Here is a 23,906-nt window from a genome sequence, read left to right on the forward strand (position 1 = left end):
ATGACCATCCACTTTATCGGCGCCGGCCCCGGGGCACCGGACCTGCTGACGTTGCGGGGCCGGGACCTGATCGCTTCCTGCCCGGTATGCCTCTACGCCGGCTCGCTGGTACCCGAGGCGCTTCTCGAGCACTGCCCGGATGGCGCCCGCATCATCAATACCGCGCCGCTCTCCCTCGACGAGATCGTCGCCGAGATGCGCGCCGCCCATGCCGCGGGGCACGATGTCGCCCGGCTGCACTCCGGGGACCTGTCGGTATGGTCCGCCATGGGCGAGCAGCTGCGCCGGCTGCGTGAACTGGCGATCCCCTATGCCATTACCCCGGGGGTGCCGGCCTTCGCCGCCGCCGCTGCCACCCTGGGCCAGGAGCTGACCCTGCCGGGGGTGGCGCAATCGCTGGTGCTGACCCGCACCCCGGGGCGCGCCAGCGCCATGCCGGCGGGCGAGACCCTGGCCAACTTCGCCAGCAGCGTCACCACCCTGGCGATCCACCTCTCCATCCACAACCTGTCCCAGGTCGTCGCCGAGTTGCTGCCGCACTATGGCGCCGAGTGCCCGGTGGCCATCGTCTGGCGGGCCAGCTGGCCAGACGAACGGGTGGTGCGGGGGCGCCTGGCGACGGTGGAAACCCTGGTCGACGACGCCCTGCAGCGCACCGCGCTGATCCTGGTGGGGCCGGTACTCGACTGCCAGGACTTTCAAGAGAGTCGCCTCTACTCCGTCGGTTACGACCGCCGCTTTCGGCCGCAGTCGGCGGAGTCGCCCTTCGCCGACTGCGAGAGGGTCGATAAGAGGAGTGAGCGATGATCCACCTCTCGCTGATCGGCATCGGCACCGGCAACCCCGAGCATGTCACCCTGGCCGCGGTGCGGGCGCTCAACCAGGCGGAGCTGCTCCTGCTGCCGCGCAAGGGGGAAGCCAAGTCGGACCTGATCGACCTGCGCCGGCTGCTGTGCCGCGATCTGCTCGAGGCGTCATCCCGCACCCGGGTCGTGGAGTTCGATCTGCCGTGCCGCGATGCCCGCGCCGACTACCTGGGCGCGGTGGACGACTGGCACGACGCCATTGCCGAGGTGTGGGTGGACCTGATGGCAACGCACCTGCCTGAAGGCGGGCGGGTCGGTATGCTGATCTGGGGCGATCCCTCGCTCTACGACAGCAGCCTGCGTATTGCCGAGCGTCTGGGCGGCGAGCGATTCCGCGAGGGTGGGCTGCAGGTGGAACTGAAGGTGGAAATCGTGCCGGGTATCACCAGCCTGCAGGCACTCACCGCCGCGCACCGCATCCCCCTGAATGCGCTGGCTGAACCGGTGCTGATCACCACGGGTCGGCGACTGCGGGAACGCGGCTGGCCGAGTGACGCCGAGAGCGTGGCGGTGATGCTCGACAGCGGCGGTGCCTTCCAGGCGCTGCCTCAGGAAGGCCTCACTATCTGGTGGGGGGCCTATCTGGGCATGGACAAGCAGTGCCTGATCGACGGCCCGCTGGTGGACGTGGCCGCAACGATCCTCGAACGGCGTGCCGCCCTGCGCGAGCGGCACGGCTGGATCATGGACGTCTACCTGTTGCGGCGAGTGTAATTAAGGAGAGTGCAATGAAGACGGTCGACCCCCAGCGCCATGCCGAACGCATGGCCCACAAGCAGAAGATCATGCATGAGCGCATTGCCCGCGCCGACAAGGAGCAGGGCGTGCTGCTGGTACTCACCGGCCCCGGCAAGGGCAAGAGCAGCTCCGGCTTCGGCATGCTGGCTCGCGCCTTGGGCCACGGCATGAAGGTGGGCGTGGTGCAGTTCATCAAGGGCAAGTTCCAGACCGGCGAGGAGGCCTTCTTCCGCCAGCAGTCGAACGTCGACTACCACGTGATGGGCGAGGGCTACACCTGGGATACCCAGGATCGCGACAAGGATGTGCAAGCCGCCGAGGCAGCCTGGGAGGTGGCGCGCGGCATGCTCGAGGATCCCGCGGTCGATCTGGTGCTGCTCGACGAGCTCAACATCGCGCTGCGCCACGGTTACCTGGAGTTCGATCGCGTACTCGACGACCTGCAGGCCCGCCCGCCCATGCAGCACGTGGTCGTTACCGGCCGGCACGCCCCCGAGGCGCTGATCGAGCTGGCCGACACCGTCACCGAGATGAAGGTGGTCAAGCACGCCTTCAAGGAGCAGGGGATCAAGGCGCAGAAGGGCATTGAACTCTAGCTGATGATTCGGCTGGAGGGGATGATGAGCTTCTCCGGCGACAAGCCATCGCGAGGGCGCTGTGAACCCATCCCTGGGCGCTACTTTTGCCATCCATGGCAAAAGACCCTCGCTTAGACTTGTCCCCGGCGCTCATCCTGCCGAGCTCACGCATTATCAGCTTTTCGCTGGCAGTCATCCTGCCGACTCGTTCCCTCATGACTTTTTTGGAGAGCCGCATGGCAGAACACAGCGGGCGAGCCGATCACGCTTTTCCCCCGCCACAGCGGGAGGGACTCTACCGCGCGATTCACGAGCGCCGCGACGTGCGCGCCCAGTTCCTGCCGGATCCCGTGCCGCCCGAGGTGCTGGCCCGGCTGCTGGACGCCGCGCACCATGCGCCGTCGGTGGGCTTCATGCAGCCCTGGGACTTCCTGGTGATCGACAGCCTGGAGGTGCGTGAGCGAGTGCATCGGCTGTTCCTGCAGGAGAACGAGCGGGGGGCGCAGCAGTTTTCCGCTGAGCGGCAGCAGGCGTACCGCCGCCTCAAGCTCGAAGGCATCCTTGAGAGTCCGCTCAACCTCTGCATCACCTGCGACCGGAGCCGTGGCGACGGCCCGGTACTGGGGCGCACCAGCATCGTCGACACGGACCTGTTCAGCACCTGCCTGGCAGTGCAGAACCTGTGGCTGGCGGCCCGCGCCGAGGGCATCGGCCTGGGCTGGGTCAGCATTCTCGATCAGCAAGAGCTGGCGACGATCCTCGACCTGCCAGAACAGGTCTACCCCTTGGCGTACCTGTGTCTGGGCTACGTCAGCGAGTTTCTGCAGCAGCCCGAGCTGGCCCGCTCCGGGTGGCGCCAGCGCCTGCCGCTCACCGAGCTGGTGCATGGCAACGGCTGGAGGCAGGCGCTGGCGGACGAGGCGCTTCACGAGGCACTGCAAGAGGTGGCCAGACCATGCCAACCCTGATGATCCAGGGCACCACTTCGGATGCCGGCAAGAGCACGCTGGTGGCGGGGCTGTGCCGGGTGCTGGCGAGGCGCGGGGTCTCGGTGGCACCCTTCAAGCCACAGAACATGGCCCTCAACAGCGCGGTGGCCGCGGACGGCGGTGAGATCGGCCGCTCCACGGCGCTGCAGGCGCTGGCGGCGGGTGTGGCGCCCCACAGCGACATGAACCCGGTGCTGCTCAAGCCCGAGAGCGACCGCGGCGCCCAGGTGATCCTGCGCGGCCGGGTCCACGGCCATATGGATGCCCTGGACTACCACGCCTACAAGCGCGAGGCGATGGCCACGGTGATGGCGGCCTGGGAGGCGCTGTCGGCGCGCTTTGACGTGATCATCGCCGAGGGGGCCGGCAGTCCGGCGGAGATCAACCTGCGCGAGAACGACATCGCCAACATGGGCTTCGCCGAGGCGGTGGACTGTCCGGTGGTGCTGGTGGGCGATATCGACCGCGGCGGCGTCTTCGCCCAGTTGGTGGGCACGCTCGAGCTGTTGAGCGAGAGCGAGCGGGCGCGCACCCGTGGCTTTGTCATCAACCGCTTCCGCGGCGATATCGCCCTGCTCGAGCCGGGGCTCGACTGGCTGGCCGAGCGAACCGGCAGGCCGGTCTTCGGCACGCTGCCCTACCTGCAGGGGCTGCTGCTGGACGCCGAGGACAGCCTGGGCCTCTCCGGTCGCCAGTCGGGCGAACCGGCGCTCCGGGTGGTGGTGCCGGCGCTGCCGCGCATCAGCAACCACAACGACTTCGATTCCCTGCGGCTGCATCCGCGGGTCGAGCTCAGCTTTATCGGCCCGAATCGGCTGGGGCCCGGCCGCGGGCTCCCGCCGGCCGACCTGATCATCCTGCCCGGCAGCAAGAGCACCCGAGCCGATCTCGCATGGCTCCGCGCCCAGGGCTGGGAGGACGCGATACGGCGCCATCTGCGCTACGGCGGCCGGGTGCTCGGCATCTGCGGCGGCTTCCAGATGCTAGGCGACTGGATCCACGACCTCGAGGGCCTGGAGGGACCGGTGGGCTCCAGCGAGGGGCTGGGGCTGCTCGAACTGGAGACGCACATGCTGCCCGGCAAGCGGCTGCGCAACGTCGGCGGGCGCCTGCTGCCCGAGGGCGTGCCGGTCGTCGGCTACGAGATCCACCAGGGGGTCAGCGAGGGCCCGGCGCTGGCGCGGCCCTTCTGCGAGCTGGAAGGCCGGCCCGAGGGCGCCGTGAGCGAGGATGGCCGGGTGATGGGCAGCTACCTGCACGGGCTATTCGATAGTGCCGAGGCGTGTGCGGCGCTGCTCGCCCGCTGCGGCCTTGCGGAGGAGGGCGCCGCTGTCGACCTGGCCGCCCATCGGGAGGCGGAGCTGGATCGCCTGGCCGACGCCCTGGAGCAACACCTCGATATCGCCGCCATCGAGCGGCTGCTGGATCTCTGACGGCTCAGCTGCCGTCTGATCTGGCCCCGGTCGACACCTGCCTATTCCTGCTCCACATAGGCGCCCATGGCGCGCATCCGCGACTCGAAGCTCGCCACGTTGTCGACCAGGTCGTCGGGGCCGAAGGCCACGCACTCCGCCAGCAGCACCTCGATCAAGGTGATCGCCGAGAGGATCGACGGGAAGAAGTGCGGGGTGGCATTGGCCACCGGGAAGGTGATGGTGGCCCCCGGCACCAGCGGCGAGCGCATGGTGTCGGTGACCACGATGGCGTCGACCCCCGCTGCCCGGGTGATCTCCAGCGCCCGCATGGTCTCGGCGCAGTAGGGCTCGAAGCCGAAGGCCACCACCACGTCCCCCTCGCCGAAGGGAGCGAGCTCGGTCAAGAGCCCCCCCTCCTGGCCGCGGATCAGCTGGATATTGGGCATGGCGATGCGCCCCACGTAGGCGAAGTGGTAGGCGCAGGCGAAGGTGTCCCGAAACCCCACCACGGCGATCTTCTCCGCGGCCAGAAGACGCCTGGCCGCCTCGCGCACCCGCTGCTGGTTGTCGGCGGTGAACAGCCGGCCGATATTGTCGAAGGCGGCGTCGCCCACGTCGAGAAACACCTGGTCGTCGGTCTGGCTGGCCAGGCTGCGCAGCTGGCTGGCCCCCCCGGAGAGCTCCACGGGGCCGGCCTGCACCGCCGATTGGAACACCTCCCGGAACTGCTCATAGCTCTCGAAGCCCAGCCGCTTGGCCAGGCGCACCAGGGTCGAGGCGGTCACCTCGGCGGCGGTGGCGGACTTGCGTATCGACTGGAAGGCGATCTCCACCGGATGCTCCAGCACGTAGCCGGCGGCCAGCTTGAGCTGGGGGCTGAGCTCCGGATAGGCCTCGGCGAGCTGCCGATTCACCGCGTCCAGGCGGGCGGGGCCGCTGTCCGTATCCGGCGCCGAGTCGGCGCGTGGATCCTGTTCCAGCACGGTCGTCTCCTGGGTTGGGGTGGTGCAGAGGCGCCATTGTACCCGATGGGCGGCATCACGAAATGACACAAACGTTTCCTGATGGAAAATATCGTGACACGCACGTGTTGACCGGCATCAGACCTTTGGCTAGGATGCGCGGCAGAACAGGTGTGCTGAAGATCGGTAGATAATGGCACGTTTGTTTCCTTGGCGATGAACCATCGCCGCTGATTATCGAAGTCGTTTGCCAAGCCCAGAGAGTGCCGCCCCCCATGAGCCAAGCCGAGTACGAGACCCTGATCCTTCGCCGCCACGGTCAGGTCCAGGAGATCCGCTTCAACCGCCCCCATCGCCTCAACGCCGTCACCGAGACGCTCTACGCCGAGCTCAACGACGCCCTGACCCGCGCCGAGGCGGACGGTGAGGTGCGCGTGGTGGTGCTGACCGGCGAGGGGCGCGCCTTCTGCGTGGGCGCCGACCTCAAGGAGCACAAGGAGGGGCGCACCGCCTTCGACCGCCGCCAGTACCTGCAGGGGGAGCAGATCGTCTGCAAGCGCCTGATGCAGATGCAGACGCCGGTGATTGCCGCGGTGAACGGCTTTGCCCTGGGTGCCGGTGCCGAGCTCGCCATCGCCGCGGACTTCCTGCTGATGGCCGACAGCGCCCAGATCGGCCTGCCGGAGGTCTCCATCGGCAACTTCCTGGGCGGCGGCGTGACCTGGCTGCTGCCGCGCCTGGTGGGCCTGGCCAAGGCCCGCGAGCTGGTCTTCCTGGGTGAGCGCATCAATGGCGCCGAGGCCGTGCGCATCGGCCTCGCCAACCGTCACTACCCCGACGAGGGCTTCCTTGACGCCGCCCTGGCCTTCGCCGAGCGGGTCGCCAGCAAGGCGCCATTCTCCATGGCGCTGGCCAAGGAGCAGCTCACCTTCTCCGGCGAGCGCACCCTGGACGCCTGCCTGGCCGCCGAGCTCGAGGGGATGACCTTCGTCGGTACCACCCGGGACTGGCAGGAGGGCGTCGACGCCTTCGCCGAGAAGCGTGCCCCGCGCTTCCAGGGCAAGTAGGGCCGACTCCCCCGACTCCCAGTGAATCGCCCGGCCGCGGCCGGGCCTGAACCACGCGTCATCGCGCACTCTCTACCGCCCACTCTTCATCGCCCCCAGAGGGCAAGGTCAGCCAGTACATGAATCCCATCGAAGGACATCTCCCCACCCGCAGCCCGCTCCACGACATCCTGGCCCCCGGCGGCATCGCCGTGGTGGGCGCCTCCGCCGACCCCACCAAGCGGGGCTACAAGGCGATGGTCGGCCTGATCAAGGATGGCTACCGGGGCGAGATCTACCCGGTCAACCCCAAGGCGGACATGATCCTCGGGGTCAAGGCCTGGCCCTCGGTCACCGCCATCCCCGGCAATCCGGCGCTGGCGCTGATCTGTACCCCGGCGGCCACGGTGCCGGGGCTGATTGCCGAGTGCGGGCGCCGCGGCATCAAGGGGGCGGTGATACTCGCCAGCGGCTTCGCCGAGATCGGTGAGGAGGGGGCGGCACTCGAGCGCGAGATGATGGAGAAGGCCCGCGCCCACGGCGTGCGCATCATCGGCCCCAACACCTCGGGCCTCTTCAACCTGCACCACAGGATCAACCTGCTCTCCCTGGACAACGTCAAGCCCGGCGGCGTGGGTATCATCTCCCAGTCCGGCAACATGCTGCTGTCGCTGGCACTCGAGGCCCAGTACAACGGCAACGTGGGCTTCTCCACCTACGTGGGCCCCGGCAACCAGAGCGACATCGGCTTCAACGACTACCTGCGCTACCTGGGCGAGGACGAGAACACCCGGGTGGCGACGCTCTACGTGGAGGGCTTCCGCGACGGGCGCAAGTTCCTCGACGTGGCGCGAGAGGTGACCGCCATGAAGCCGGTGGTGGTCTACAAGTCCGGCTCCACCGAGGCGGGCCAGAAGGCGGCCAGCTCCCACACCGGGGCGCTGGCCGGCAGCTATGCCATGACCGTGGATCTGCTCAAGCAGGCCGGGGTCAGCGTGGTGCAGCACTCCGATGAGATCCTGCCGGTGGCCGAGGGGCTGGGCCTCTTGCAGAAGGCGCGTGGCAAGCGGGTGGCGGTGATCTCCGACGGCGGCGGCCAGGCGACCATCGCCTCCGACCGCCTGGCCGAGGCGGGCCTCGAGCTCGCCGAGCTCTCCGAGTCGACCCGCCAGCAGCTGCGCGACGTGCTCTTCCCCCAGGCCTCCACCGTCAACCCGGTGGACGTGGCCGGTTCCACCGACGCCAATCCGTCGCTCTTGGCCACCTGCATGGAGATCGTCGCCGCCGACGACAACGTCGACAGCGTCTTCCTGGTGGGCATGTTCGGCGGCTACAGCATCCGCTTCGCGGAATCGCTGCTGGGCGACGAGATGCGCGGCGCCGAGGCGATGGTGGACCTCTCCAAGTCGACCACCAAGCCGCTGGTGATCTACAGCCTCTATACCCCCATCAAGCCGCCGGCGCTGCGCCGTCTGCACGAGGCGGGCCTGCCCATCTACGCCTCCATCGAGCATGCGGTGCGGGTGCTGGCGGCCCTGGGCGAGCGTGGCCAGTACCTGGCCCAGGTGGAGCGTCAGAGCCGCGAGCGCAGCGTCGAGCCGGTCCCCGAGCTCACCGCGCTGTTCCGTGAGGCCCAGGCCGATGGCCGCGACCTCTTCGAGTACGAGGCCAAGCGGCTGCTGCGCGACCACGGCATCGAGGTCCCCCTGGAGCTGGTGGTCAGAAACGAGGCGGAGCTGGCGGAGGCCGCAGGGCAGTTCGGCGAGACGCCCCTGGCCATGAAGGTGGTCTCGAAGGACATCCTGCACAAGTCCGACGCCGGCGGGGTGAAGCTCAACGTGGTGGGCGAGGCCGCCATGCGCGAGGCCCGTGACGCGATTCTCGCGTCCTGCCTGGCCTATGACGCCGATGCGGAGATCGAGGGCATCCTGGTCACGCCCATGGCGAAGAAGGGCGTCGAGGTGATCCTCGGGGTGATCCGCGATCCCATCTTCGGCCCGGTGCTGATGTTCGGGCTCGGCGGCATCTTCGTGGAGATCCTCGAGGACGTGGCCTTCCGCGCCATTCCGCTGTCGCGACGAGACGCCGAGGAGATGGTGGATCAGATCAAGGCCAGGAAGATCCTCGACGGCGTGCGCGGCGAGAAGGCGGTGGACAAGGCGGCCCTGGTCGATCTGCTGCTCAAGGTGTCGCGCATCGTCGAGGCCTATCCGGAGCTCTCCGAGCTCGACCTCAACCCGGTGATCGTCAACGCCGACGGCTATGCCGTGGTGGACGCGCGGGTTATCGTGGAACGCGGACATTCAGACAACACGTCAGCCGACAAGGAAGCCCATTGATGAGCCAGACGACCCCGCCCAGCCTGCCCCGGCTCACCGACGCCCGCCTGACCCTCGAGGGTCGGGTGGCCACCCTGACCCTGGCGCGCCACGACGTGCGTAACGCCCTGACCGGCACCGCCCTGGTCGAGGACATCGTCGCCGTGGCCCAGTGGGTCAACGCCTGCGACGCCGTCTCGGTGCTGGTGATCACCGGTGAGGGCAGCGCCTTCTCCGCCGGCGGCAACGTCAAGGACATGGCCAACCGCGGCGGCGACTTCGCCGGTGACGTGGCCGAGGTCTCGGCCCGCTACCGCCGCGGTATCCAGCGCATCCCGCTGGCGCTGGCCGAGGTGGAGGTGCCGATCATCGCCGCAGTCAACGGCCCGGCCATCGGCCATCGCGCCGGCTTCGACCTGGCCAACATGGCCGATATCCGCATTGCCTCGAAGAAGGCGAAGTTCGGCGAGACCTTCCTCAACCTGGGGATCATCCCCGGCGACGGCGGCGCCTGGTTCATGCAGCGCCTGATCGGCTACCAGCGCGCCTTCGAGCTGACTCTCACCGGCCGGGTGATCGACGCCGAAGAGGCGAAGGCCTACGGCATCGTGCTCGATGTCTGTGAGCCCGAGGCGCTGATGGCGACGGCGGGCGAACTCGCCGCCCGCATCGCCGCCCAGCCCCCGAAGGCCACCCGCCTTACCAAGCGGCTGATGAAGATGGCCCAGCGTACCGAACTCAAGGACTTCCTCGATCTCTGCGCGGTCTTCCAGGGCATGTGCCACAACGAGCCCGAGCACCTGGAGGCGGTCAACGCCATGCTGGAGAAGATAGCGAAATAGCGCCTCTCGCAGCAGGCCGTGAGGCCTGGATTCGAGTCTACAGCCCGCCCGGCTTCGGCCGGGCGTCGTCGTGTCGGAGGGGTAACGGTCGGTTTCCGTGCAGAAAAGACTTGTCGGCAGGCGGCCCGGCTGGCGATGCTGAAGGCCTGATCTCTCACAGGGAAGTGACGCCATGGCCGACAGCACCCTGGTCTTCATCGTCCTCGGGCTGACCCTTGCCGCCTTCGTCTGGGGGCGCTTTCGCTACGACCTGGTGGCGCTCGCCGCGCTGCTTGGCTCGGTGATACTGGGCCTGGTGCCCGGCGAGGAGGCCTTCCTCGGCTTCGGTCACCCCGCGGTGATCACCGTGGCGGCGGTGCTGGTGCTCAGCCGCGGCTTCGAGCGCTCCGGGGTGGTGGACGTCATCGCCGAGCAGGTGCTCCGGGTGGGCGAGCGGCTCTTCCTGCAGCTGCTGGTGCTCACCGGCACCGTGGTGGTGCTCTCCGGCATCATGAACAATGTCGGCGCCCTGGCGCTGCTGCTGCCGGTGGCCATGCGCCTGGCCGGGGAGCACGACGCCTCGCCGTCGATCCTGCTGATGCCGCTGGCCTTCGGCTCCCTGCTGGGGGGGCTGACCACCCTGATCGGCACCCCGCCCAACATCATTATCGCCAGCTACCGCGGCTCGGTCACCGGCGAGAACTTTGGCATGTTCTCCTTCTTCCCTGTCGGCGCCGCGGTGGCCCTGGCGGGGCTCGCCTTTATCGTGCTGCTGGGCTGGCGCCTGACCCCGAAGCGGGCCGGCAAGGCCTCCACCGAGGCGATGTTCGATACTGCCAACTACCTGGTGGAGCTGCGCGTCGGGGAGGAGTCGAAGGCCAACGGTCTGACCCTGCGCGAGCTGCAGCAGGAGCTGGAGGAGACCATCCCGGTGCTTGCCGTGGTGCGCGACGAGACGCGCCGCGCCGGCCACGCCTTCTTCGGCACCCTCCGAGAGGGGGACATCCTGCTGATGGAGGCGGGCCCCGAGGAGATGAAGCTGCTGGAGGACAAGGCGGGGCTGCGCCTGGGCAAGGACGCCGAGGATGAGGAGAAGGCGGCCGAGGAGCAGGAAACCAAGGAGCAGCGGGAAGCAGAGACGGGCAGGGCAGCAGAGAGCGACAGCGAGCGCTCGCCGCAGGAGAAACTCGAGGAGCAGGAGCGCGCAAGGAAGGAGGCGACAAAGGAGAAGCAGGAGAAAAAAGAGAAGCAGGAAGAGAAGAGCGGCGTGGATACTGAGGGCCTGCAGCTGGTGGAGGCGGTGGTGCGCAACGACTCCATGATGGTCAACCGCACGGTCACCCAGCTGCGCTTGCACAACCAGTTCGGCCTGCACCTGGTCGCAGTGGCCCGGGACGGCGGGCGCCTCAAGCAGCGCCTGCGGGAGGTCCGCTTTCGCCCCGGCGATGTACTGCTGCTGCAGGGGGGCGAAAGCGAACTCGCCGAGAGCCTGGCCACCCTGGGCTGCCTGCCGCTCGCCAGCCGCAACCTGACCCTCGGCCAGCCGCGCATGCTGCTCGCCTCCATTGCCATCTTCGCTGCCGCCATCCTGGCGATGATCTTCGACCTGCTGCCGGCCGCGGTGGCGCTCTCCCTGGCGGCCCTGGTGACGCTGCTGGTCGGGGTGCTACCCCTGCGCGAGGGCTACCAGGCCATCGACGGCCCGGTGATCGTGCTGCTCGGCGCCATGATCCCGGTGGGCGAGGCCCTGGAGACCAGCGGCGGGGCGGCGCTGATCGCCGAGGCGATGCTCGCCTGGGGCAGCGAGTGGCCGGTGGTCGTCACCCTGGTGGGGCTCTTCCTGCTCTCCATGGTGCTCTCCAATGTCGTCAACAACGCCGCGGCGGCGCTGCTGATGGCGCCCATCGCGGCGAGCCTGGCCAGTGGCTTCGGCGCCTCGGTGGACCCCTTCCTGATGGCGGTGGCGGTGAGCGCCTCCTGCGCCTTCCTGACGCCCATCGGCCACCAGTCCAATACCCTGGTGATGGGCCCAGGGGGCTACCGCTTCGGCGACTACTGGCGGCTGGGGCTGGCGCTCTCCCTGGTGGTGCTGGCGGTGGCCATTCCCATGATTCTGCTGGTCTGGCCGCTATAGACGAAACGCCCCGGCACAGGGCCGGGGCGTGGGTGTGGCGAAAGGGTGAGAGCCTTCAGCCGGGGTAAGGATGAAAGCCGTCAGGCCGCCTGGTGGCGCAGCACCTTGGCCTTGTCGATGACGAAGGCGTCGTACTCGAAGTCGTCCACGGTGAGCAGCTCCAGCACCTGGGCCTCGCGCTCGCGCATGAAGGCGGCGTCGTCTGCCGTGATCAGCCCGGCCTCCAGGGCCGCCTCCACCCGCTGCTCGGGGTGCAGGGCATCGGCGGGCAGCTCGCCCTTGGCGAACGCCTTGTTGACCGTGCGGTAGAGCGCCTCGGCGCGTTCCTGGGTCGCCAGCAGGGCGTTGTAGCGTGCCAGGAAGTTGGGCTGGCTGCCATCGTCCGCCGACCAGGTGTTGGCCAGAAGCTTCGTGCGCAGGGCGGTGTCGCGGGAGACCGCCTGGGCGATGGCACGGGCCAGGTCGTCGTGGGGACGCTTGAAACGCTTGCCCCGCGGCATCACCGCCAGGCGCAGCCCGCGGGCCAGTGCCCGGTTGGGCAGGTTGTCGAACAGCTCGTCCAGGGCCTGTTCGGCGCGGCCCAGCAGCCATTGGCAGCTGTAGTGGAAGAGTGCGGCCTCGCCCTCGGCCTTGTCGCCCTCGTGCCACTGCTTGATCACCATGGAGGCGAGGTAGAGGTTGGCGAGCACGTCACCCAGGCGCGCCGAGAGCATCTCGCGCTGCTTGAGGGTGGAGCCGAGGCTCGCCATGGCGGCATCGGCGCAGAGCCCGAAGCCGGCGGAGAGCCGCGCGATCTCCTGAGCGTAGCGCTTGGCCTCGCCCTGGAAGGGCACCGCCGGGCGGCCTAGCCCCAGGCCCTGGGTGAAGGCGCGGGCGGCGTTGCCGAAGATCAGGCCGGCATGGCCGAAGAACGCCTTGTCGAAGGCCTGGATATCATCGGCGTCCCGGGCGGCCAGTTCCTCGAGCACGTAGGGATGGCAGCGGATGGCGCCCTGGCCGAAGATCATCAGGTTGCGGGTCATGATGTTGGCGCCCTCGACGGTGATCGCCACCGGGTTGGCGCTGTAGCCGATCGCCAGGTAGTTGCGCGGGCCGAGGGTCACCGCCTTGCCGCCATGGATATCCATGGCGTCGCCGAGGATCACGCGCTGGAACTCGGTGAGCTGGCTCTTGAGGATGGCGGAGGGCACCGCCGGCTTCTCGCCGCGGTCGATGGTGTTGGCGGTCTGGTAGACCGCCGCCTGGGCGATGTAGCCAAGCGCCGTCATGCGCGCCAGGGGCTCCTGGATGCCCTCCATCTCGGCCACGGGCACGTTGAACTGGCGACGGATGCGGGCGAAGCCGCCGCTCCAGCCGATGGCGTAGCGGGCGGTACCGGTGGCACCGGAGGGCAGGGTGATGCAGCGCCCCACCGAGAGGCACTCCACCAGCATGCGCCAGCCCTGACCGATCATCGCCTCGCCGCCGATGATGGTGTCCAGGGGCACGAAGACATCCTTGCCCTTGATCGGGCCGTTCAGGAAGGGGCTGCCGATGGGGTGGTGGCGGCGGCCGATCTCCATCCCTGCGGTGTCGCGGGGAATCAGCGCCAGGGTGATGCCGCGATCCTCCTCGTCGCCCAGCAGCTTCTCCGGGTCGAAGAGGCGGAAGGCCAGGCCCACCACCGTGGCGATGGGGGCCAGGGTGATCCAGCGCTTCTCGAAGTTGAGGCGCACGCCGAGCACCTCCTTGCCGTCGATGGTCTGCTTGCAGACCACGCCGGTGTCGGGCAGCGAGGTGGCGTCACTGCCGGCACGCGGGCCGGTGAGGCCGAAGCAGGGGATCTCGCGGCCGTCGGCCAAGCGCGGCAGGTAGTGGTTCTTCTGCTCGTCGGTGCCGTACTTGAGCAGCAGCTCACCCGGCCCGAGGGAGTTGGGCACGCCCACGGTGACCATCAGGGTCTCGTTGACCGAGAGCTTCTGCAGCACCAGGGACTGTGCCTTGGCGGAGAAGCCCAGGCCGCCGTAGGCCTTCGGGATGATCATGCCGAAGTAGCGCTCCTGCTTGAGGTGGTCCCAGAGTTCCTGGGGCAGGTCGGCGCGCTCCTTTGCAATGTCCCAGGCGTTGCACATGCCGGCGGCGACGGAACACTGGTTGTCGATAAAGGCCCTCTCTTCATCCGTGAGCCCCTCGTCGCGGGCGTCCAGCAGCGCCTGCCAGTTCGGCTTGCCGGTGAAGAGCTCGCCGTCCCAGGCCACGCTGCCGGCCTCCAGCGCCACGCGCTCGGTGTCGGAGACCTTCGGCGACACCTTCTTGAACATGGCGAAGAGGCGCGGGGTCAGCCACTTGCCGCGCAGGGCCGGCAGGCCGGCCGCGGCCACGACCAGGGCGCCGACCAGCAGCAGCAGGCCCAGCAGGGTGGAGGCGAGGAGCAGGCTGGCAAGGCCGGTGACGGCGAGCACCGCCAGGGCGGGCAGGGCGCCCGCCTCGCGGCGCATCACCGCCAGCAGGCCGACAACGGCCACGATCAGAAGAATCAGGGTGAGCATCGAGAGACTCCGGTTGTTGTGAGCGGCGAAAATTCGAACAGATGTTTGAATTCTTGCAGACTAGTCCACTTCAATGCAACCGGCCAGTGGCATGACTCTTGGCTAAGGCTTTGGAGAGGAGCGATAGACGCTGGAAAAGCCTCGAGCGTAGTAGCCATCTTCGACTGTCTGGAATCCGAATAAAAGCCCCGCGCTGCAGGGCAGGGCGGGGCGCTGGAGGCGACGAAAGGCGGCGCTATGCCTCGAGGCGGCGCTGCGGCTCGCCTCGGGCAGGGGCATCGCCCGCCACGTAGTAGGGGGCGTCGCTACGCGACAGCGGCTCGCGGCCGCGGATGCGGTCGGCGATCTTCTCGGCGAGCATGATGGTCGGGGCGTTGAGATTGCCGGTAGGGATGAGGGGAAACAGCGAGGCGTCCACCACCCGCAGTCCCTCCACGCCGTGCACCCGGCCCTGGCCGTCCACCACGGCGTCGTCGCCCTCGCCCATGCGACAGCTGCCGCAGGGGTGGTAAGCGGTCTCGGCGTGGGCGCGCACGAAGGCGTCGAGCTCGGCGTCGGACTGCACCTCGGGCCCCGGGGAGATCTCACGCCCGCGGTACGCATCGAAGGCGGGCTGGGCAATGATTTCCCGGGTCAGGCGGATGGCGTCGCGGAACTCCTGCCAGTCCTTCTCGGTGGACATGTAGTTGAACAGGATGCTGGGTGCGGCCTCCGGGTCCCGGGAGATGAGGCGGATGCGGCCGCGGCTCTCCGAGCGCATGGAGCCCACGTGGGCCTGGAAGCCGTGGGCCTGCACCGCGCTCTTGCCGTTGTAGCTGATGGCGATGGGCAGGAAGTGGTACTGCAGGTTGGGCCACGCCTCCTGGTCATTGGAGCGGATGAAGCCGCAGGACTCGAACTGGTTGCTGGCGCCGATACCGCGGCCGAGGAAGAGCCACTCGGCGCCGATCTTCGGCTGGTTCCACCACTTCAGCGCCGGGTAGAGGGAGATCGGCTCCTTGCACTCGTACTGGATGTACATCTCCAGGTGGTCCTGGAGGTGGGCACCGACGTTCTCGTTGACCTGTACCGCCTCGATGCCGAACGCCTCGAGCACCTCGGCTGGCCCCACGCCGGAGCGCTGCAGGATCTGCGGCGAGGCGATGGCCCCGGCGCAGAGCAGCACCTCGCGATGGGCGCGCACCCGCTGGGTCTGGCCACCGCGGTGATAGCGTACCCCCACGGCGCGCCTGCCCTCGAACTCGATGACGTCGGTGATGGCGCGAGTCTCGATGGTGAGATTCTCTCGCTGCCTGGCTGCGTCGAGGTAGCCCCGGGCGGTGGAGGCGCGCCGGCCTTTAGGGGTCACGAAGCGGTCCATGGGGCCGAAGCCCTCCTGCTGGTAGCCGTTGACGTCCTCGGTCTCCGGGTAGCCGGCCTGCTTGCCCGCATCGATAAAGGTGCGATAGAGCGGATTGTTGCCCGGCTTTCTATCAGTGCGCGGCGTGGTGACGCTCACTGGCCCGTCGCCGCCGTGGTAGGCGTCGGGGCCGATGTCGCGGCTCTCGGCCTTCCTGAAGTAGGGCAGGCAGTCGGCGTAGGTCCAGTCTTCGAGGCCCGGGGCCTGGGCCCAGCCGTCGTAGTCCAGGGCGTTGCCGCGGATGTAGCACATGCCGTTGATCAGCGAGGAGCCGCCCACCCCCTTGCCGCGGCCGCACTCCATTCGCCGACCGTCCATGTGGGGCTCGGGGTCGGTCTCGAAGGCCCAGTTGTAGCGCTTGCCCTGCAGCGGGTAGGCCAGCGCCGCCGGCATCTGGGTGCGGAAGTCGAAGCGGTGATCGGGGCCGCCGGCCTCCAGCAGCAGCACGCTCACCTCGGCATCCTCGGTGAGGCGCGCGGCCAGCACGTTTCCGGCGGAGCCGGCGCCGATGATGACGTAGTCGTATTCGCGAACGCGGGACATGAATTCTCCTCAGAACACCGATGCGAAGGGGCCCATCTCCACCTGCACCGACTTGGTCTGGGTGTAGTGGGCCAGCGTCTCGACGCCGTTCTCGCGGCCGATGCCGGACTGCTTATACCCACCCACCGGCATCTCGGCGGGAGACTCCCCCCAGGTGTTGATCCAGCAGATGCCCGCCTCCAGACGGTGGATCACCCGGTGGGCACGGTTGAGGCTCTCGGTGAACACCCCGGCGGCCAGGCCATAATGGGTATCGTTGGCGCGGCGGATCACCTCCTCCTCGTCGTCGAAGGCGAGGATCGCCATCACCGGGCCGAAGATCTCCTCGCGCACGATACGCATCGCGTCGGTGCAGTCGGTAAACACCGTGGGGGCGGCCCAGGCGCCCGCCGACCAGTCAACCCCGGCGCCGTCGCTGCGAGCCCAGGCGTCGCCGCCGGCCAGCAGCCGTGCACCCTCTTCCTGGCCCAGGACGATATAGGAGAGCACCTTGGCCTGATGCTCGAAGCTCACCAGAGGGCCGAAGTTGACGGCAGGGTCCAGCGGGTCGCCGGCGCGGATGCGCGCTACGCGCTCCTTGACCTTCGCCTCGAAGTCTTCCTTCACCGAGCGCTCGACGAAGACCCGGGTGCCGTTGGTGCAGATCTGACCGCTGGAGTAGAAGTTGGCCATCATGGCGGCGTCGGCGGCGCGGTCCAGGTCGGCATCGGCGAAGACGATCAGGGGCGACTTGCCGCCGAGTTCCATGGTCACCTCCTTGAGGGTGGAGCCGCCGGCGGCGGCCATCACCTTCTTGCCGGTACCCACCTCGCCGGTGAAGGAGACCTTGGCGATTCCCGGATGCTCGGTGAGCAGGGCGCCTACGCTGCCATCGCCGTGGACCACATTGAAGACGCCATCCGGCAGGCCCGCCTCGGTGAAGATTTCGGCCAGCTTCATGGCGGTGAGCGGGGTCACCTCGCTGGGCTTGAAGACCACGGCGTTGCCGGCGGCGAGCGCGGGAGCGGCCTTCCAGCAGGCGATCTGGATCGGGTAGTTCCAGGCGCCGATGGCGGCCACCACGCCCAGCGGCTCGCGGCGGGTGTAGACGAACGAATCCTCGCGCAGCGGGATCTGGGTGCCCTCGATGGCGGCGGCGAGGCCGGCGTAGTATTCCAGGGCGTCGGCGCCGGTGACGATGTCCACCGCGGCGGTCTCGCTGATCGGCTTGCCGGTGTTGCGGGTCTCGAGCTCGGCGAGTTCGTCGTTGCGCTCCCGGAGCAGTGCCACGGCGCGCTGCAGGACGCGCCCGCGGGCCATGCCGCTCATGGCGGCCCATTCGCGCTGGCCGCGCCGGGCGGCGGCCACGGCGGCGTCCACATCGGCCGCCGAGGCCTGCTGCACCTCGGCGAGTCGGCTGCCGTCGAAGGGGTTCACGACCTCGAAGGTCTCGCCGGCGGTGGCATCCACCGCGCGGCCGTCGATGTAGAGGGGCAGAGGGGCTGGAAGTGCCATGGGGCTCTCCTTCATGAATCGGTTGAGGGGGCGGCGTCGAGGAGCTGGTCCAGAGTGGCCAGCGCCACCCGGCGGGCCGCGGCGGCGTCCAGGCCCTCGGGGGTGAGGGCGCCGCGCAGCCAGAGGCCATCGATCATGGCGGCCAGGACGTGGGCCGCCTGGCTGGCCTGGGCGCGGGGCATCAGGCGCCGGAACTGGGCGCAGAGGTTGGAGTGCAGGCGGCGGTCGTTGACCTGCTGCAGGCGCTGCAGGGACGACTGGTGCATGCTGCTGGCCCAGAAGGCCAGCCAGGTCTTGGCTACCGGGCCGGTGACCTGGCTGCGATCGAAGTTGCCCTCGATGATGGCCCGCAGGTCCCCCCGGGGGGTGTCATCCTCCAGGGCCTGGCGGCGGGCGGCCACGGCGTCGCCCAGGTCGCTGAGGATCTGACGCATGGTCGCCTCCAGCAGGCCGCCCTTGCCACCGAAGTAGTGGCTGATGATGCCGGCCGAGACGCCGGCATGGCGGGCGATTCGCGCTACCGTGGCGTCGGCCAGGCCGACCTCGTCGATGGCGGCCATGGTGGCCTTGATCAGCTGCTGGCGGCGGATGGGTTCCATTCCGACCTTGGGCATCCCTGGCTCCTTCTCTGCTGTTTCTGTTGGACCCTGATCCCAGAGTGCCATTTTTTTATTGAACGTTCAATCAATAAAGATTCCCTGTCGTCCGCCCTTGCCAAGCGGGGGCGGTATGGGCATAATGCTGCCCGTTGATTGGCACCCGGCGTGCCCTTCGGCCTTGGCTACGTAGCTCAGCTGGTTAGAGCACATCACTCATAATGATGGGGTCCCCTGTTCAAATCAGGGCGTAGCCACCAGATACTCGAAACGCCCGCTTGGCTCCTGGCCAGGCGGGCGTTTTGTTTTCGGGGGCGCCGCAGGGGGAGGGAAGGGCGCTTCCCCTTGACCTTCAGAAGCGAATCCGTATACTACGCCCCGTGTTCGACGCCGTTCCCGGATAGCTCAGTCGGTAGAGCAAGTGACTGTTAATCACTGGGTCGCAGGTTCGAGTCCTGCTCCGGGAGCCAACGTCGCCTCGAACACGCTGCTGAAAAGCCGTGATTCCTCGATAGCTCAGTTGGTAGAGCAAGTGACTGTTAATCACTGGGTCGCAGGTTCGAGTCCTGCTCGAGGAGCCATCAGCCGCATCTTCTTTGTTCCCGGATAGCTCAGTCGGTAGAGCAAGTGACTGTTAATCACTGGGTCGCAGGTTCGAGTCCTGCTCCGGGAGCCATCTTAAGTTCGTCATCCTGATCCGATCCGCTGGTTGAGTTCGCTCGCCGGTGCTTTTGCGTGTCTGTCTTTCTGGTACGGCCTGTCTGGTACGGCCTGTCTGGCACGGCGAGGCTGAAGCAAAAAAGAGCGCCGCCAAAAAGAACGCCGCCCCGAGGGGCGGCGTGATGGCGTGTCGAAGGGCGGGGTGGCTCAGTCGCGATTGGCCAGCCGGTAGCCCTCGCTGCTGAGCAGGGCGAAGTCCAGCAGGATATGGGCGGCTTCCTGCACCTGAACCTGCTCCACCGGCTCTTCGTCGTTCTCCTCGCTGCGCGCGTCGATCCACTCCTCGAGCATGTCCAGTCCCAGGGCCTGGCGGCGCTGGTTCTCGAGACCCAGTTGCTCGGCCTCCTGCTCCTCGACCTCGCGCTGGCGCTGTTCGCGGTTGAGGCTGACGCTGGTGGTCTGCTCGCGCAGCCGGCGATTGAGCTCCGCCTGCTGGGTCAGGTAGCGGAAGTTCGGGTGCTCCGCGGCGCGGCTGCGGTGGCGGTCCTTGATGGACTCCAGGTAACGCCACGGCTCGCCGTAGTGGCGGTACTGCACCGAGCGAACGGTATCCCAGTCCAGGGCGTTGTCCAGGCTGCTCTCGCCGATCAGCTCGGGATCGATCAGGCTCGGGAAGATGATGTCCGGCTCCACGCCGCGGTGCTGGGTGCTGTCGCCGGAGATGCGGTAGAACTTGGCGCGGGTCAGCTTGATCTGGCCGTGGGAGAGTTCGTTGAGCGTCTGCACCGTGCCCTTGCCGAAGGTCGGGGTGCCCATCACCAGGCCGCGGCCGTAGTCCTGGATGGCGCCGGCGAAGATCTCCGAGGCGGAGGCGGAGAGGCGGTTGACCAGCACGCCGAGCGGGCCGTCGTAGAGGGTGCCTGCCTCGGTGTCGCCGTAGAGGCTGATGCGGCCGCGGGCATCGCGCACCTGCACGGTGGGGCCGCGATCGATGAAGAGCCCGAGCAGCGAGTTGGCCTCCTGCAGGGCGCCGCCGCCGTTGTTGCGCAGGTCGAGCACGATGCCCTCGATGTCCTCCTGCTTGAGCCGCTCGATCTCCCGGGCCACGTCGCGGGTGGTGCTGCGGAAGTCCTCTTCGCCGGCCTGCCAGGCATCGAAGTCCACGTAGAAGGTGGGGATCTTGATGACGCCGATGCGGTGCATGCCGTCATCCCGCTCGATCTCGATCACCTTGCCCTGGGCCGCCTGGTCCTCGAGGTTCACGGTGTCCCGGGTGATCTCGACGATGCGCGAGCGGGTCATGTCCACCGCCTGGGCGGGCACAACATCGAGGCGCACCACCGAGCCCTTGGGGCCGCGAATCAGGTCGACCACGTTGTCCAGGCGCATGCCCACCACGTTGACCATCTCGCCCTCTTCCTGGCCCACGGCGATGATGCGGTCGGCGGGTTTCAGCACGCCGGCGCGGTCGGCGGGGCCGCCGGGCACCAGGCTTGCGACCTTCACGTACTCGCCGTCTGACTGCAGCATGGCGCCGATGCCCTCCAGGGAGAGGCGCATCTGGATGTCGAAGGACTCGCCTGGGGGGGGCGAGAGGTACTCGCTGTGGGGGTCGATGCTGCCGGTCACCGCGGCCATGAAGAGGCCGAAGATGTCCTCCTCGTTGGTCTGGCGCACGCGGTTGAGCTGCCCCTCGTAGCGCTGGCGCAGGTTGGTCTCAACCTGGTCATCGTCCTGGCCGCTGATGGCAAGCGTGAGGGCGGCGTTCTTGAGGCGCTTGAACCAGAGCTCATCGAGCTCCTCGATGCTCTCGGCCCAGGGGGCCTCGTCGCGGTCGAGCTCGAGGCGCATGTCGCTGTCGTAGGTGAAGTTCAGCCCCTCGTCGAGCCGTTCCAGCAACCATTCGAAGCGTGACTCGGCGCGCTCGTGATAGCGGTGGTAAAGCGCGTAGATATCGTTAAGGTCGCCCTCGAAGAGGGCGTCGTCGATGCGCGCTTCCAGGTGGCGGAAGTCGGCGACATCGTCGGCCAGCAGGAAGGCGCGTTGGCCGTCCAGGACCGACAGATAGCGCTCGAAGGCTCGGCGGGACCAGGCGTCATCGAGGCTGATATCGGCATAGTGGCCATAGCGCAGCGATTCGGCGACTTCCACGGCCGCCTGACGCTGGGCATCGGTGGGTTGCGGCTGCGCCAGGGCAACGCCGGCGACCAGCAGCAGGCCGACCAGGGCGGCGGCTGGACGTCCCAGTTGGGCAAGCAGGCTCATCAATGAAGCACTCCTGGTTTCATGTACACTCTAAATCCCTTGACCCTTTCGGGGCCCGCGAGTTGCGTAGGCCGAAGGGCTATTGTAGCAGCATCCCTCGTCATCTCATGACACCTGTTAGCATCCCATGCCACCTGTTAGTAGAGGAATTCATGTCCCAGGACGATCTCATCGAGCGTCTGCTCGACTTCCTGCGTCGCTCGCCCACGCCCTGGCACGCCGCTGCCAGCATGGCGGCACGGCTCGAGGCGGCGGGTTTCCGTCGCCTCGACGAGCGTGAGCCCTGGCGGCTTTCGCCCGGCGAGCGCGTCTATGTGACCCGCAACGACTCCTCGATCATCGCCCTGCAGCTTCCCAAGGGTGAGCTGGACGCGCTGCGCATGATCGGTGCCCATACCGACAGCCCGGGCCTGCGCCTCAAGCCCAGTGCTGCCCAGACCAGTGCCGGCTGGCTGCAGCTCGGCGTGGAGACCTATGGTGGCGTGCTGCTGGCCCCCTGGTACGACCGCGACCTGGGGCTGGCCGGGCGGATCCATGTGCGCCATCCCGATGGGCGCCTGGAGGGGCTGCTGCTCAGCGTGGAGCGTCCCGTGGCGATCATCCCGAGCCTGGCGATCCACCTGGATCGCGACGTCAACCAGGGGCGTCCGATCAATGCCCAGACTCAGATGGCGCCGGTCTTCCTGCAGGGCGGCGAGAATGCCGACCTCGAGCGCCTGCTCAAGGGCTGGGTTGCGGAGCAGCACGGCCTGACGGAGGTCGAGCTGCTCGACTTCGAGCTGGCCCTCCACGACATGCAGCCGCCGGCGCGGATCGGCGTGGCGGGCGAGCTGATCGCCAGTGCGCGGCTCGACAACCTGCTCTCCTGCTTTGTCGGCCTCGAGGCGCTGCTGGCCTCGGATGGCAGGCAGGGTGTCGTGCTGGCCCCCAGCGACCACGAAGAGGTGGGCAGTGCCAGCGCCTGCGGCGCCCAGGGGCCCTTCCTGGGCGACGTGCTGCGTCGCGTCAGCGAGCAGCTCGGGGGGGGCGGGGAGGGAGGCTTCATCCGGCTGATCCAGGCCTCGCGGATGATCTCCTGCGACAACGCTCACGCGCTGCACCCCAACTTCACCGACAAGCACGATGCCGCTCACGGGCCGGCGCTCAACGGCGGGCCGGTGATCAAGGTCAATGCCAACCAGCGCTATGCCACCAACAGCGCGACCGCGGCCATGTTCCGTGACCTGTGTCGCGAGGCCGAGGTGCCGGTGCAGACCTTCGTGACCCGGGCCGACATGGGGTGCGGCAGCACCATCGGGCCGATCACCGCCACCGAGCTCGGCGTGCCGACCCTCGATGTGGGGGCTCCCCAGTGGGCGATGCACTCCATTCGCGAGACCGCAGGGGCGCGCGATGTCGAGTACCTCACCCGGGTGCTGACTGCCTTCTGCAACCGTTCCGAGCTTGCCTGAGCGGGTTTGATCCCGGGCGGGAATGCACCAGGACGAAAAGACCCGGCGCCAGTGGCGCCGGGTCTTTTCGGTATCTGGTGGCTACGCCCTGATTTGAACAGGGGACCCCATCATTATGAGTGATGTGCTCTAACCAGCTGAGCTACGTAGCCAGCGGCGCGTAATGTAGCCTCCAGGGCGGCAGCTGTCAACTCCCTGATGTGTAAGGCATCGGAAGGTGCAGGGCGGTCGCGGGAGGTGCTTGACACTCGAGGGGGCGCTCAGTAACATACGCGCCACCTCGACGAGCCGAGACATTGCGTCCCATTCGTCTAGTGGTCCAGGACACCGCCCTTTCACGGCGGGAACAGGGGTTCGAACCCCCTATGGGACGCCACTCGACTCATCAGGTGCCGGAGTGCAAGAAAGCGCGGGAATAGCTCAGTGGTAGAGCACAACCTTGCCAAGGTTGGGGTCGCGAGTTCGAATCTCGTTTCCCGCTCCATCTATCCTCAGGTAGGTAGAGCAGAGCAGGTAGGAGGGTCGCGAGCTGGAACGCCAGCCCGACTGACGGCAGCCCCGTCGATTCTCGTTTCCCGCTCCATCTACCGTAAGGTAGGCGGAATCAGCTTTAAACGGCTTATTGCGTCCCATTCGTCTAGTGGTCTAGGACACCGCCCTTTCACGGCGGGAACAGGGGTTCGAACCCCCTATGGGACGCCACTCTTCCGGTAGCAGCAAGCGGTGCGATCAAGCGGGAATAGCTCAGTGGTAGAGCACAACCTTGCCAAGGTTGGGGTCGCGAGTTCGAATCTCGTTTCCCGCTCCATCTACCGAAAGGTAGGCGGAATCTGCTTTAAACGGCTTATTGCGTCCCATTCGTCTAGTGGTCCAGGACACCGCCCTTTCACGGCGGGAACAGGGGTTCGAACCCCCTATGGGACGCCACTTCGCTCGCATTGGCGGTACTCGACAAGCGGGAATAGCTCAGTGGTAGAGCACAACCTTGCCAAGGTTGGGGTCGCGAGTTCGAATCTCGTTTCCCGCTCCATGTCGACACTACTAAGTTCGCCAACTCCCCCCAGATAGTTCGATGCTTGCCCCCGTGCAGGCGTTTTTGCGTT

At 67.8% G+C, this 23,906-nt stretch carries 16 protein-coding genes and 11 tRNA genes; 20 read left to right on the forward strand and 7 right to left on the reverse strand.

Going from position 1 to position 23,906, the window contains the following annotated elements:
* The 5 genes from cobM (at position 1) to B6N23_RS15730 (ending at position 4,604) form a co-directional block, all read left to right on the forward strand.
* Positions 1 to 807, forward strand: coding sequence for a precorrin-4 C(11)-methyltransferase (gene cobM / locus B6N23_RS15710; RefSeq protein WP_305500579.1), 807 nt, complete (start codon positions 1 to 3; stop codon positions 805 to 807).
* Positions 804 to 1,580, forward strand: a complete 777-nt coding sequence (gene cobF, locus B6N23_RS15715; RefSeq protein ID WP_305500581.1) for a precorrin-6A synthase (deacetylating) — start codon at positions 804 to 806, stop codon at positions 1,578 to 1,580. The genes cobM and cobF overlap by 4 nt, the downstream gene beginning before the upstream one ends.
* Before the next feature lie 14 nt (positions 1,581 to 1,594).
* Positions 1,595 to 2,200: a cob(I)yrinic acid a,c-diamide adenosyltransferase gene (gene cobO / locus B6N23_RS15720; RefSeq protein WP_169958758.1), complete on the forward strand. Its 606-nt coding sequence runs from the start codon at positions 1,595 to 1,597 to the stop codon at positions 2,198 to 2,200.
* A gap of 218 nt (positions 2,201 to 2,418) precedes the next feature.
* Complete coding sequence (gene bluB, locus B6N23_RS15725; RefSeq protein ID WP_169958757.1) at positions 2,419 to 3,150, forward strand: 5,6-dimethylbenzimidazole synthase; 732 nt, start codon at positions 2,419 to 2,421, stop codon at positions 3,148 to 3,150.
* Entirely contained in the window at positions 3,138 to 4,604 is a 1,467-nt protein-coding gene (locus B6N23_RS15730; RefSeq protein WP_305500583.1) for a cobyric acid synthase, read from the forward strand. Before bluB ends, B6N23_RS15730 begins: the two co-directional genes overlap by 13 nt.
* Positions 4,605 to 4,645: 41 nt before the next feature.
* Here B6N23_RS15730 and B6N23_RS15735 read toward each other — a convergent pair whose 3' ends face one another.
* Entirely contained in the window at positions 4,646 to 5,569 is a 924-nt protein-coding gene (locus B6N23_RS15735) for a MurR/RpiR family transcriptional regulator (protein ID WP_305500584.1), read from the reverse strand.
* A gap of 254 nt (positions 5,570 to 5,823) precedes the next feature.
* On the opposite strand from B6N23_RS15735, the gene B6N23_RS15740 reads away from it, so the two are divergent.
* From B6N23_RS15740 to B6N23_RS15755, 4 genes are all read left to right on the forward strand, one after another.
* Positions 5,824 to 6,615 (forward strand): enoyl-CoA hydratase/isomerase family protein, encoded by a 792-nt coding sequence (locus B6N23_RS15740; protein WP_305500587.1) that lies wholly within the window; start codon positions 5,824 to 5,826, stop codon positions 6,613 to 6,615.
* 119 nt (positions 6,616 to 6,734) lie between these two features.
* Entirely contained in the window at positions 6,735 to 8,933 is a 2,199-nt protein-coding gene (locus B6N23_RS15745; protein WP_305500590.1) for an acetate--CoA ligase family protein, read from the forward strand.
* Complete coding sequence (locus B6N23_RS15750) at positions 8,933 to 9,754, forward strand: enoyl-CoA hydratase-related protein (RefSeq protein WP_305500593.1); 822 nt, start codon at positions 8,933 to 8,935, stop codon at positions 9,752 to 9,754. Before B6N23_RS15745 ends, B6N23_RS15750 begins: the two co-directional genes overlap by 1 nt.
* Positions 9,755 to 9,926: 172 nt before the next feature.
* Positions 9,927 to 11,867: an SLC13 family permease gene (locus B6N23_RS15755; protein WP_305500595.1), complete on the forward strand. Its 1,941-nt coding sequence runs from the start codon at positions 9,927 to 9,929 to the stop codon at positions 11,865 to 11,867.
* A gap of 80 nt (positions 11,868 to 11,947) precedes the next feature.
* Here B6N23_RS15755 and B6N23_RS15760 read toward each other — a convergent pair whose 3' ends face one another.
* The 4 genes from B6N23_RS15760 to betI form a co-directional block, all read right to left on the reverse strand.
* Positions 11,948 to 14,395, reverse strand: coding sequence for an acyl-CoA dehydrogenase (locus B6N23_RS15760; RefSeq protein ID WP_305500597.1), 2,448 nt, complete (start codon positions 14,393 to 14,395; stop codon positions 11,948 to 11,950).
* 235 nt (positions 14,396 to 14,630) lie between these two features.
* A complete protein-coding gene (betA, locus tag B6N23_RS15765; RefSeq protein ID WP_305500599.1) occupies positions 14,631 to 16,337 on the reverse strand; it encodes a choline dehydrogenase in 1,707 nt (568 codons plus the stop codon).
* A gap of 9 nt (positions 16,338 to 16,346) precedes the next feature.
* Positions 16,347 to 17,831 carry a betaine-aldehyde dehydrogenase gene (gene betB, locus B6N23_RS15770; protein WP_305500601.1) on the reverse strand — a complete coding sequence of 495 codons (1,485 nt, stop codon included), beginning with the start codon at positions 17,829 to 17,831 and terminating at the stop codon, positions 16,347 to 16,349.
* 11 nt (positions 17,832 to 17,842) lie between these two features.
* Entirely contained in the window at positions 17,843 to 18,445 is a 603-nt protein-coding gene (gene betI / locus B6N23_RS15775; protein WP_305500604.1) for a transcriptional regulator BetI, read from the reverse strand.
* A 165-nt stretch (positions 18,446 to 18,610) separates the two neighbouring features.
* Between betI and B6N23_RS15780 the strand changes: the two genes are divergently transcribed.
* From B6N23_RS15780 to B6N23_RS15795, 4 genes are all read left to right on the forward strand, one after another.
* Positions 18,611 to 18,687, forward strand: a tRNA-Met gene (locus B6N23_RS15780).
* Positions 18,688 to 18,821: 134 nt separating this feature from the next.
* A tRNA-Asn gene (locus tag B6N23_RS15785) sits at positions 18,822 to 18,897 on the forward strand.
* Between the two features lie 35 nt (positions 18,898 to 18,932).
* Positions 18,933 to 19,008: transfer RNA gene (locus B6N23_RS15790), tRNA-Asn, on the forward strand.
* A gap of 19 nt (positions 19,009 to 19,027) precedes the next feature.
* Positions 19,028 to 19,103, forward strand: a tRNA-Asn gene (locus B6N23_RS15795).
* A 191-nt stretch (positions 19,104 to 19,294) separates the two neighbouring features.
* Here B6N23_RS15795 and B6N23_RS15800 read toward each other — a convergent pair.
* A complete protein-coding gene (locus tag B6N23_RS15800) occupies positions 19,295 to 21,352 on the reverse strand; it encodes a carboxy terminal-processing peptidase (RefSeq protein WP_305500605.1) in 2,058 nt (685 codons plus the stop codon).
* Positions 21,353 to 21,504: 152 nt separating this feature from the next.
* On the opposite strand from B6N23_RS15800, the gene B6N23_RS15805 reads away from it, so the two are divergent.
* Positions 21,505 to 22,803: a M18 family aminopeptidase gene (locus tag B6N23_RS15805; RefSeq protein ID WP_305500607.1), complete on the forward strand. Its 1,299-nt coding sequence runs from the start codon at positions 21,505 to 21,507 to the stop codon at positions 22,801 to 22,803.
* 75 nt (positions 22,804 to 22,878) lie between these two features.
* Here B6N23_RS15805 and B6N23_RS15810 read toward each other — a convergent pair.
* A tRNA-Met gene (locus B6N23_RS15810) sits at positions 22,879 to 22,955 on the reverse strand.
* Between the two features lie 148 nt (positions 22,956 to 23,103).
* Between B6N23_RS15810 and B6N23_RS15815 the strand changes: the two genes are divergently transcribed.
* The 6 genes from B6N23_RS15815 (at position 23,104) to B6N23_RS15840 (ending at position 23,833) form a co-directional block, all read left to right on the forward strand.
* Positions 23,104 to 23,179: transfer RNA gene (locus B6N23_RS15815), tRNA-Glu, on the forward strand.
* Between the two features lie 33 nt (positions 23,180 to 23,212).
* Positions 23,213 to 23,287: transfer RNA gene (locus B6N23_RS15820), tRNA-Gly, on the forward strand.
* A gap of 142 nt (positions 23,288 to 23,429) precedes the next feature.
* Positions 23,430 to 23,505, forward strand: a tRNA-Glu gene (locus tag B6N23_RS15825).
* Between the two features lie 31 nt (positions 23,506 to 23,536).
* Positions 23,537 to 23,611 (forward strand) — tRNA-Gly (locus B6N23_RS15830).
* Positions 23,612 to 23,654: 43 nt separating this feature from the next.
* Positions 23,655 to 23,730: transfer RNA gene (locus B6N23_RS15835), tRNA-Glu, on the forward strand.
* Between the two features lie 28 nt (positions 23,731 to 23,758).
* Positions 23,759 to 23,833, forward strand: a tRNA-Gly gene (locus B6N23_RS15840).
* Positions 23,834 to 23,906 lie beyond the last annotated feature (73 nt).

This window comes from Halomonas alkalicola (assembly GCF_030704205.1).
GTDB lineage: Bacteria > Pseudomonadota > Gammaproteobacteria > Pseudomonadales > Halomonadaceae > Halomonas > Halomonas alkalicola.

Excerpts from the sequence above, each read along its gene's own strand:
- B6N23_RS15745 (WP_305500590.1), top strand. The coding sequence starts at position 6,735 with ATGAATCCCATCGAAGGACATCTCCCCACCCGCAGCCCGCTCCACGAC.
- betA (WP_305500599.1), bottom strand. The coding sequence starts at position 16,337 with ATGTCCCGCGTTCGCGAATACGACTACGTCATCATCGGCGCCGGCTCC.
- bluB (WP_169958757.1), top strand. The coding sequence starts at position 2,419 with ATGGCAGAACACAGCGGGCGAGCCGATCACGCTTTTCCCCCGCCACAG.
- B6N23_RS15755 (WP_305500595.1), top strand. The coding sequence starts at position 9,927 with ATGGCCGACAGCACCCTGGTCTTCATCGTCCTCGGGCTGACCCTTGCC.
- B6N23_RS15730 (WP_305500583.1), top strand. The coding sequence starts at position 3,138 with ATGCCAACCCTGATGATCCAGGGCACCACTTCGGATGCCGGCAAGAGC.
- B6N23_RS15750 (WP_305500593.1), top strand. The coding sequence starts at position 8,933 with ATGAGCCAGACGACCCCGCCCAGCCTGCCCCGGCTCACCGACGCCCGC.
- B6N23_RS15740 (WP_305500587.1), top strand. The coding sequence starts at position 5,824 with ATGAGCCAAGCCGAGTACGAGACCCTGATCCTTCGCCGCCACGGTCAG.
- cobO (WP_169958758.1), top strand. The coding sequence starts at position 1,595 with ATGAAGACGGTCGACCCCCAGCGCCATGCCGAACGCATGGCCCACAAG.
- betI (WP_305500604.1), bottom strand. The coding sequence starts at position 18,445 with ATGCCCAAGGTCGGAATGGAACCCATCCGCCGCCAGCAGCTGATCAAG.
- B6N23_RS15800 (WP_305500605.1), bottom strand. The coding sequence starts at position 21,352 with ATGAGCCTGCTTGCCCAACTGGGACGTCCAGCCGCCGCCCTGGTCGGC.
- cobM (WP_305500579.1), top strand. The coding sequence starts at position 1 with ATGACCATCCACTTTATCGGCGCCGGCCCCGGGGCACCGGACCTGCTG.
- betB (WP_305500601.1), bottom strand. The coding sequence starts at position 17,831 with ATGGCACTTCCAGCCCCTCTGCCCCTCTACATCGACGGCCGCGCGGTG.
- B6N23_RS15805 (WP_305500607.1), top strand. The coding sequence starts at position 21,505 with ATGTCCCAGGACGATCTCATCGAGCGTCTGCTCGACTTCCTGCGTCGC.
- B6N23_RS15760 (WP_305500597.1), bottom strand. The coding sequence starts at position 14,395 with ATGCTCACCCTGATTCTTCTGATCGTGGCCGTTGTCGGCCTGCTGGCG.
- cobF (WP_305500581.1), top strand. The coding sequence starts at position 804 with ATGATCCACCTCTCGCTGATCGGCATCGGCACCGGCAACCCCGAGCAT.